General features: G+C 68.3%; 8 protein-coding genes. 2 read left to right on the forward strand and 6 right to left on the reverse strand.

Features of this window, described 5'->3' with window-relative positions; all coding sequences use genetic code 11:
- Positions 1–257 precede the first annotated feature (257 nt).
- The 6 genes from thrB to argS all read right to left on the reverse strand — a co-directional run bounded on the left by thrB (position 258) and on the right by argS (position 7,732).
- Positions 258–1,211 (reverse strand): homoserine kinase, encoded by a 954-nt coding sequence (gene thrB, locus E3O42_RS13235; RefSeq protein WP_134454375.1) that lies wholly within the window; start codon positions 1,209–1,211, stop codon positions 258–260.
- Complete coding sequence (gene thrC, locus E3O42_RS13240) at positions 1,208–2,329, reverse strand: threonine synthase (protein ID WP_134454376.1); 1,122 nt, start codon at positions 2,327–2,329, stop codon at positions 1,208–1,210. Before thrC ends, thrB begins: the two co-directional genes overlap by 4 nt.
- Positions 2,329–3,666 (reverse strand): homoserine dehydrogenase, encoded by a 1,338-nt coding sequence (locus E3O42_RS13245; protein WP_134454377.1) that lies wholly within the window; start codon positions 3,664–3,666, stop codon positions 2,329–2,331. Before E3O42_RS13245 ends, thrC begins: the two co-directional genes overlap by 1 nt.
- Positions 3,663–5,099, reverse strand: coding sequence for a diaminopimelate decarboxylase (gene lysA / locus E3O42_RS13250; RefSeq protein ID WP_134454378.1), 1,437 nt, complete (start codon positions 5,097–5,099; stop codon positions 3,663–3,665). Before lysA ends, E3O42_RS13245 begins: the two co-directional genes overlap by 4 nt.
- Before the next feature lie 145 nt (positions 5,100–5,244).
- Positions 5,245–6,039 (reverse strand): LmeA family phospholipid-binding protein, encoded by a 795-nt coding sequence (locus tag E3O42_RS13255; protein WP_134454379.1) that lies wholly within the window; start codon positions 6,037–6,039, stop codon positions 5,245–5,247.
- Positions 6,040–6,055: 16 nt separating this feature from the next.
- Positions 6,056–7,732, reverse strand: a complete 1,677-nt coding sequence (gene argS, locus E3O42_RS13260; RefSeq protein WP_134454380.1) for an arginine--tRNA ligase — start codon at positions 7,730–7,732, stop codon at positions 6,056–6,058.
- Between the two features lie 58 nt (positions 7,733–7,790).
- On the opposite strand from argS, the gene E3O42_RS13265 reads away from it, so the two are divergent.
- Entirely contained in the window at positions 7,791–8,432 is a 642-nt protein-coding gene (locus E3O42_RS13265) for an iron ABC transporter ATP-binding protein (RefSeq protein ID WP_134454381.1), read from the forward strand.
- A 107-nt stretch (positions 8,433–8,539) separates the two neighbouring features.
- Positions 8,540–9,199: 13E12 repeat family protein (locus tag E3O42_RS13270; RefSeq protein ID WP_241984826.1), on the forward strand; the 660-nt coding region annotated here is incomplete at its 3' end.

The following is a 9,199-nucleotide window of genomic DNA, read 5'->3' on the forward strand; positions in this document are numbered from 1 at the left end:
AGAAGATGTTGCAGCGCCGGTGGGCTGCGGGTGATCCAGTCCCACGCAATGGCGGATTGGAATGAACACACACAGCCACGCACGAAAACGCGATAGCAGTGAGTTACAGGGAATACACCAGAGAACAGATCCGCGGAGGCGGTTTCTATCGGGTGCGCAACCACTCTAGCAGGTTCGGTCGGTAACTCTTGTTCGCCGACACGCAAGAAGAGCCCCTTCCCGAACGTCGGGAAGGGGCTCTGGTCTCAGCTCGAAAGCTAGGCGTCGGTGCGAATGACCGTGGCACCCTTGAAATCGACGGCCAGCATCAGTGTCTGCCAGGGCGTCTCACTCGTCTCGGTCACCAGGTCGGCGGCCACCAGGCGTTGCCCGGGATCGCTGGCCAGGACCAGGATCGACGGGCCGGCGCCGGAGACGACAGCCGCAAAGCCGTGCGCGCGCAGCAGGGTGATCAGGCGATTGGTCTCCGGCATGGCCGCTGCCCGGTAGCTCTGGTGAAGCTTGTCCTCGGTGGCGGCGAGCAATAGTTCCGGGCTCTGGATGAGAGCGGCGATCAGCAGTGCGGAACGCGAGAGGTTGAAGACGGCATCCTCGTGCGGCACCGACTCCGGCTGCAGGCTGCGGGCCAACGCGGTGGACATGGCGTGCACTGGCACGAAGACCATCGGCGACACGCCGCGGTGCACCATCAGCTTCTTGTGCTTCGGGCCCTCCGGCGTCATCCAGGCGATGGTCAGGCCGCCGAACAGGGCGGGCGCCACGTTGTCCGGGTGCCCCTCCATCTCGGTGGCGAGCACCAGCAGCGCGTCGGAGTCGATCTCCACGATGCCCTCGAGCAGGCCCTTGGCGGCCATGATCCCTGAGACGATGGCGGCACCGGATGACCCCATCCCGCGGCCGTGCGGGATCACGTTCTCGGCGACCAGCTTGAGTCCCGGCAGTGGAATCCCGTAGGCGGCGAAGGTGTGCGCGATGGCGCGCACGACGAGGTTGGTCTCGTCGGTGGGCACCTCTCCGGCGCCGACGCCGTGCACCTCGACGAACACGCCGGACTCGTCGGTCACCTCAACCTGCAGGTGGTCGTAGTGAGCCAGGGCCAGGCCGAGGGTGTCGAAGCCGGGGCCGAGGTTCGCGGTGGTGGCCGGAACCTTCACGACGACCGAACGGCCCGCCAGCGCATTGCGTCCCACGACGGGGAGCGCCGTGGTCATTTCTGGCCCAGACCCAGCAGCTCGGCGATGGCGACGGTGTCGACGGGCACGATCGTGGGCTTCACGTCGCTTCCGTCCGCGGTGCGAAGCGCCCACTGCGGGTCCTTCAGACCGTGGCCGGTGACCGTGAGTACCACGGTGGCGCCGGCGGGGATCTGGCCGGCGTCGGCACGTTCGAGCAGGCCGGCGACGCTGATCGCGGAGGCCGGCTCCACGAAGATGCCCACCTCGGCGGAAAGGATGCGGTAGGCCTCGAGGATCTTCTCGTCGCTGATGGCACCGAAGTAGCCGTCGCTCACCTCGCGGGCGTTCAAAGCGAGGTCCCACGAGGCCGGGTTGCCGATGCGGATGGCGCTGGCGATGGTCTCCGGGTGCTCGACACGGTGGCCGAGCACGATCGGGGCACTGCCCGCGGCCTGGAACCCGAACATCCGGGGCAGTTTCGTGGTGGCGCCGCGAGCAAGTTCTTCGCTGTAGCCACGGAAGTACGCCGTGTAGTTGCCGGCGTTGCCGACCGGGACGATGTGGATGTCCGGCGCGTCTTCGAGCACCTCGACGACCTCGAACGCGGCGGTCTTCTGGCCCTCGATGCGGTCGGGGTTGACCGAGTTGACCAGGTGCACGGGGTAGTTCTTGCTGAGGTCGCGGGCGATGTCGAGGCAGTCGTCGAAGTTGCCCTGCACCTGCAGCAGCTGCGCGTTGTGCGCGATGGCCTGGCTGAGCTTGCCCATGGCGATCTTGCCCTCCGGCACCAGCACGACGGCCTTGATGCCGGCGTGGGTGGCGTAGGCGGCCGCCGACGCGGAAGTGTTGCCCGTAGAGGCGCAGATGACGGCCTTGGCACCGTCTTCGACGGCCTTGGAGATGGCCATCGTCATGCCGCGGTCCTTGAACGACCCGGTGGGGTTCATGCCCTCGTACTTGACCCACACCTTGGCGCCGGTGCGTGCGGACAGCGCCGCGGCGGGGATCAGCGGGGTGCCGCCCTCGCCGAGCGTGATGATCGGGGTGGCGTCGCTGACGTTCAGTCTGTCGGCATACTCGCGCAGCACACCGCGCCACTGACGGGACTGGGTCTTAACCAACTGGTGCTGACCGGTCTCTCGTTCGCTGGACATCAGACTCCTTCAACTCTCAAAACGGATTCGACATTGGTGACGACACTGTTGGCGGCAAGGTCGTTCACGGTCGCGGCAAGCGCAGCCTCCGTGGCCTCGTGGGTTCCAATGACTAGGGTAGCTGTGCCCGACACGGGCTCGTGACTGGCGGTTCCGGGCTGCTCGAGCGTCATCGACTGTTCGACCTGCGCGAGCGAGACGTGGTTCTTGCTGAACACCCCGGCGATGGTGGCGAGCACGCCGGGCTCGTCCGTGACCTCGAGGGTCACGGCGTAGCGTGTGGTGACCTTGCCGATGTCGAGCACCGGCAGGTCGGCGTGGCTGGACGCCGCGTAGCCCGGGCCGCCCATCACGTGGCGGCGGGCGACGGAGACGAGGTCGCCGAGCACTGCGGAGGCGGTCTGCACTCCCCCGGCGCCTGCGCCGTAGAACATCAGCGGGCCAGCGGCCTCGGCCTCGACGAAGACGGCGTTGTTGGCGCCGTGCACGGCGGCGAGCGGGTGGCCGCGGTGCACCATGGCCGGGTAGACGCGGGCAGAGACGCCCTGTTCGCCGGTCTCGGGGTCGGTGAGGCGTTCACAGATGGCGAGCAGCTTCACGACGTAACCGGCCTTCCGCGCCGACTCGATCTGCTGCGGGGTGACCTTGGTGATGCCCTCCCGGTAGACCTTCTCGAGGGGGACATTGGTGTGGAATGCCAGGCTGGCCAGCAGGGCGGCCTTCTGCGCGGCGTCGTAGCCTTCGATGTCGGCGGTGGGGTCGGCTTCGGCGTAGCCGAGGTCGGTGGCGGTGGCCAGGGCATCCTCGAGGCTGTCGCCGGCCACATCCATCCGGTCGAGGATGAAGTTGGTGGTTCCGTTCACGATGCCGAGGATCCGGTTGACGGTGTCGCCGGCGAGGCTGTCGCGGAGCGGCCGCACGATGGGGATGGCGCCGGCCACGGCGGCCTCGTAGTTGAGCTGGGCGCCCACCTGGTCGGCGGCTTCGAACAGCTCCGCGCCGTGCTGGGCGAGCAGCGCCTTGTTCGCGGTGACCACGTCGGCGCCGGAGTTGATCGCCTCGAGGATGTAGCTGCGGGCGGGCTCGATGCCGCCCATCAGCTCGATGACGATGTCTGCGCCGAGAATCAGCGAGTCGGCGTCGGTGGTGAACAGCTCGCGGGGCAGGTCGACGGTGCGCGGGGCGTCGAGATCGCGCACCAGGATGCCGACGAGCTCGAGGCTCGCGCCCACCCGGTTGGCGAGCTCGTCGCGGTGCTCAAGCAGCAGGCGGGCCACCTGGGCACCGACCGAACCACCGCCGAGCAGGGCGACGCGCAGATTGCGGTATTCGATCATCGGGTTGTTTCCTTCATTTCGTTTGTCGAGCGCAGTCCGCTGGTCGAGCCTGTCGAGACCCCCACGTCCCTGGCCAGCAGATCCTCGATCGTCTCCCCCCGAACAATCACCCTGGCGGCCCCACCCGCCACGGCCACGACAGGAGGCCGTCCCACATAGTTGTAGTTACTCGCCAGCGACCAGCAATACGCGCCGGTCGCGGGCACCATTACCAAATCTCCCGGCGCCACATCGCCGGGCAGGTAGTCGGCGTCCACGACGATGTCGCCGCTTTCGCAGTGCTTGCCGGCGATGCGCACCAACGCGGGCGCAGCATGCGACACCCGGTCGGCCAGCCGCACGGAGAACTCGGCGCCGTAGAGCGCCGGGCGGGCGTTGTCGCTCATGCCGCCGTCGATGCTCACGTAGAGCCTGGTGTGCTCGCCGATCTGCACGGGCTTGATGGTGCCCACTTCATAGAGGGTCACGCCGGCCGGTCCGACGATGACGCGGCCCGGTTCGATGGCGATCACGGGCAGCGGGATGTCGCGGCGGGCGCATTCAGCGGCGACAATGTCGGCCAGGCCAGCGGCCAGGTCGGCGATCGGGCTGGGGTCGTCGGCGCTCGTGTAGGCGATGCCGAAGCCGCCACCGAGGTTGAGTTCGGGCACCGGGCCGCTCGTCAGAAGCTCGGCATGCAGGCTGAGCAGGCGCGATGCCGATTCGGCGAAGCCGTCGACGCCGAAGATCTGCGAGCCGATGTGGCAGTGCAGGCCGAGGAAGTTGAGGCTCGGCCGGGCCCGGATCGCGGCGACCAGGGCCGGGGCGTCTTCGAAGACCACGCCGAACTTCTGGTCTTCGTGCGAGGTGGCCAGGAACTCGTGGGTGTGCGCGTGCACGCCGCTGTTCACGCGCAGGCGCACGTTCTGCACGACCCCGTGCCGGCCGGCGGCCTCGGCGACCCGGTCGATCTCGATGGGGCTGTCGATGATGATGGTGCCCACGCCCACGCGGGTGGCGTCGTCGATCTCGGTGCGCGACTTGTTGTTGCCGTGAAAGCCGATCCGGCCGGGCTCGACGCCGGCGGCCAGGGCCACGGCGAGTTCGCCGCCGCTGCACACGTCGATGTTGAGGCCCGCGTCGACCATCCAGCGGGCGACCTCGGTGGAAAGGAAGGCCTTGGCGGCGTAGTACACCCGCACCGTGGTGCCGATGCGGGCGAACTCGGTGTCGAACGCGGCGCGTAGCCCGGCGGCGCGGCTGCGGGCATCTGTCTCGTCGATCACGTAGAGCGGGGTGCCGAATTGGGCCGCGAGCTCGGGGGCGCTGACGCCGCCGATCGTGATGGTACCGGCGTCGGAGCGCTGCGCGGAGGCCGGCCAGAGGCCGTCGGCGAGCGTGTTGGCATCAGCTGGGGAGCTGAGCCACTCGGGGGCGAGTGGATTATGGGCCACGGGTGAAAACCTCACAGGAGTCAAGTGGGTGTCTCACGAAGTGGCGAGCGAACCCGGATTGGTCCCTGAAGCCAGCAAAGAGACGCGCCGAAAGAGGCGCGGGAATCTACCGGAATTCTAGCGACTGCGAGTTGCGCGCGCCGAATCAAGCGGTGGAACAGCTGCCCAGGGTGGTGAGCGACTGTTCGGTGAGCGTCAATGTGCTCGACTCCAGCGTAATGCGTGCGCGCTCGGCTGTGGTCTGCACGTCAGTGAGTGTGACGCCCTGCGGCAGGTATTCGGCCACGCACAGGCTGATCGGCTGGGTGCCGAGCGCCAGCTCAACGAGTCTGCTCACGTCGAGACTGCCGGCCCCGGAGGTGACCTGCGCGTCGGTGGGGGTGAGCACGAGAGAGTCGGCGGTGACACTGGGAGTCGCGGTGGCCTGATAGCCGATCGGCAGCCCGAAGACGCTCAGCTCCCCGGTATAGGTGATCTCGTTGGTGCCGAGCTCGAATTCGGCGTCGCGGGCGGCCGGGTCGGCATCCGCTTCGGCCAGCGCGATCTGCAGCAATGCGTTGAGGGCGGCCTGATCGAGGTCGACGGTGCCATCGACGTGGCCGATGGGCTGGGTCGTGTCGGTGGGCACGCCGGTGGCGACGACCGAGACGGATGCCGGCACATCGTTGACGGACAGTGCCGGCGCGGTCAGCTCCACCCGCTCGAAGCTGCCGGTGAGGTACTGCACGATAACCGAGGCACCGCCGATGGCTACGTCGACGTCGCCGGTGACACCCGCGGGCAGGCCGGCGTCGATCTCGCTCGCGACGCGATTCTGGGCGTAGCCGCGCAGCCCCGCGTCGACGGCGAAGAAGATGCCCACGAGCGCGATCAGCGCGATCAGCGTCACCAGCAGCCCGCGAGCGGGTCGGCGGCGTTTCGGCAGAGTCGGGCTCGTCACGAAAGATCGCTCCGGCCTACATGCGCTCCGGCGCCGAGACGCCGAGCAGGCCGAGGCCGTTGCGGATGACCTGGCCGGTGGCGTCGTTCAGCCACAGCCGGGTGCGGTGCAGGTCGGTCACCGGCTCGTCGCCGAGCGGGATGACCCGGCAGTTGTCGTACCAGCGGTGGTAGTAGCCGGCGACCTCTTCGATGTAGCGGGCCACCCGGTGGGGCTCGCGCAGTTCGGCGGCCTGGGCCACCACCCGCGGGTACTCCTGCAGCACACCGAGCAGGGCGGATTCACTATCGTGGGTGAGCAGTTCGGGGGCGAAGGCGCTATGGGTCACGCCGGAGTCGACGGCGTTGCGGCCGACCGAGCAGGTGCGGGCGTGTGCGTACTGCACGTAAAACACGGGGTTCTCGTTGGTGCGCTTACCGAGAAGGTCCAGGTCGATGTCCAGCTGCGAGTCGCTCGAGGAGCGCACCAGCGAGTACCGGCCGGCGTCCACGCCGACAGCGTCGACGAGGTCATCGAGGGTGACGATGGTGCCGGCGCGCTTGGACATCCGCACGGGCTCGCCGCCCTTGAGCAGGTTGACCATCTGGCCGATGAGGATCTGCAGGTTCACCCCTGGCACGTCGCCGAACGCCTCGACCATGGCCATCATGCGGCCGATGTAACCGTGGTGGTCCGCGCCGAGCATGATCAGGTTCTGGTCGAAGCCACGCTCGCGCTTGTCGAGGTAGTAGCCCAGGTCGCCCGAGATGTAGGCCGGCTCACCGTTCGAGCGGATGATGACCCGGTCGCGGTCGTCGCCGAAGGTGGTGGTGCGCAGCCAGATGGCACCATCCTGTTCGAAGATGTGGCCCTGCTCTCGCAGACGATCGATGGCGCGGTTGACGGCGCCGGATTCGTGCAGGGAGTCTTCGTGGAAGAACACGTCGAAGTCCACGCCGAAGCCGTGCAGCTTCTCCTTGATCTCGGTGAACATGAGGTCCACGCCGATGGAGCGGAAGATCTCCTGTTGATCATCGCGGGGCAGGCTCGCGATGTCGCCCTCGTAGATCTCCACGACCTTGTCGGCGATGTCGCCGATGTACGCTCCGCCGTAGCCGTCTTCGGGGGTGGGCTCGCCGAGGTAGGCGGCCAGCACGCTGCGGGCGAACCGGTCGATCTGCGAGCCGTGGTCATTGAAGTAGTACTCGCGGGTCACATCCGCGCCCTCAGCGATCAGCACGCGGGCGAGGCTGTCGCCAACGGCCGCCCAGCGCACGCCACCCATGTGGATGGGGCCGGTGGGGTTGGCCGAGACGAACTCGAGGTTGATCTTGATGCCGTCGTACAGGTGGCCGGTGCCATAGACCGGGCCGGCGTTCACGATGGTCTGGGCGAGGGCGCCTGCGGCGGATGCCTCGAGACGGATGTTGATGAAGCCGGGGCCGGCGATCTCCACGGAGGCAACCTCTGGCATGGCTTCGAGGCCGGCGGCGAGCTCGGCGGCCACGGCGCGGGGGTTGGTACCCAGCGGCTTGGCGATCTTCATCGAGACGCTCGACGCCCAGTCACCGTGGTCGCGGTTGCGCGGGCGCTCCAGCGACATGTCGGCGACGACCAGACCGAGGTCTGCGATCTCCGCCCCCTCGCCACGTCGGCGCTCGACCAGGGAGTTGACGAGGTCGAGCAGGGATTGGGAGAGTTCGGCAGGGGTCACGGCGATCAAGCTTACCCGGCGTCCCAGCTAGTGGCATCCCAGTTGGTAAGGTCAACGCGTGACCCACTCCAGCTCGTCCTCGTTCGCCACCGGCCGCCGACTGCGCGCCGCATTCGCCCTCACCGGCGCTTCGCTCGCTCTGATCGCCCTGGCTGGATGCGCACCCGCAGGCGACGCCGAGCCCACCGCCTCGGCCACGGCCAAGCCGTCCGGCGCGGCCACGTCAGAGCCCACTGCCACCGAGGAGCCCACAGCGTCAGCCACCCCCGAGCCCGTCGCCGAAGGCACCGCCGTCGACAAGACCTGCGACCAGGTCCTCTCGGCGGACGACGTCTACGACCTCAACCCCAATATGGGCGTCGACCCGGGCTATTCCGCGTCGAGTGACGCGGCTGTCACGGCGACCACCTATAACGGCATCTCCTGCGGCTGGCTCAACCAGTCCAGCGGCGAGGTCATCGAGGTTGCGCTGGCCATGCCGAATGAGGCGCTCGCCAACACTCTGAAGGATGCGGCCCTGGCCGGCGGCGAGATCGTGCCGACCTACGGCAGCGCCCCCGACGTGGAGGGCTACTTCACCGCCGACACCGGCACCGCCCAGGTCTTCACTGGGGGGTATTGGGTGGCCGTCACCTCGCCCGACATGATCGAGCCCGGCGACGCCGAGCGCATCGTGAGCACGGTTCTCGGCAACCTGTAGCGCTGCCCTCCAGGACTGCCCCTCCTCCACAGGCCGGTCTTTTACGACCTTTCCACAGCTGGTTTGTGGGGCCTGGGAGTGTCGGTGGTGGGTGGTTCACTGTCCCGATGGCCACCTCAGCTGCCACACCCGGAGACACCCCAGATGACGCCGCGGACCCCGCGGTGGATCCCGCGGTGGATCCTGTCGCGGCGGCGATCAGCGCCGTCATCAACCCGCTGATCACCAACGAAAAGGCGCTGGCCGCCTGCTACGCCGAGCGCACCCGCCTGCTGGCGGAGCTGGACCGCCTCGGCCATGAGCCGCGCATTATCGCGGGCCTGGGCGGTGACCCTGTCGAGTCCGGCCGGAACGATCCCGACACCGGCGCGCACGGCCCGGCCTGGGACGACGACGAACTCGCCCGCCGGTGCATGGCCGCCGAAGCCGGCGGTGCACTGCGTCTGACAGCCACCACGGCGGGCATCATGATCTTCAACGCCGCCCGGTTCACCCGCCAGCTCCCCGCCTTCCACGCGGCGCTCAGCCGCGGCAGCATCACCTGGGGCCACGCCCTGAAGATGCTTGATCTCACCGAGGGCGTTCCCGAGGTAATCCTGCCCGCGTTCGAAGCGAAGGTACTGCCCGCCGCGGAGAAGCTCACCTCCACCCAGTTCGCCCGAGTCGCCGGCCGGATCCTCGAGCGGATGCACCCGGTTCCGCTGCAGGAGCGCGCCGACGCCGGCTTCGCCAAGCGCCGACTGGTGGTGCGGCCCGACGTCGACGGC

Source organism: Cryobacterium adonitolivorans (assembly GCF_004402695.1).
Lineage (GTDB): Bacteria > Actinomycetota > Actinomycetes > Actinomycetales > Microbacteriaceae > Cryobacterium > Cryobacterium adonitolivorans.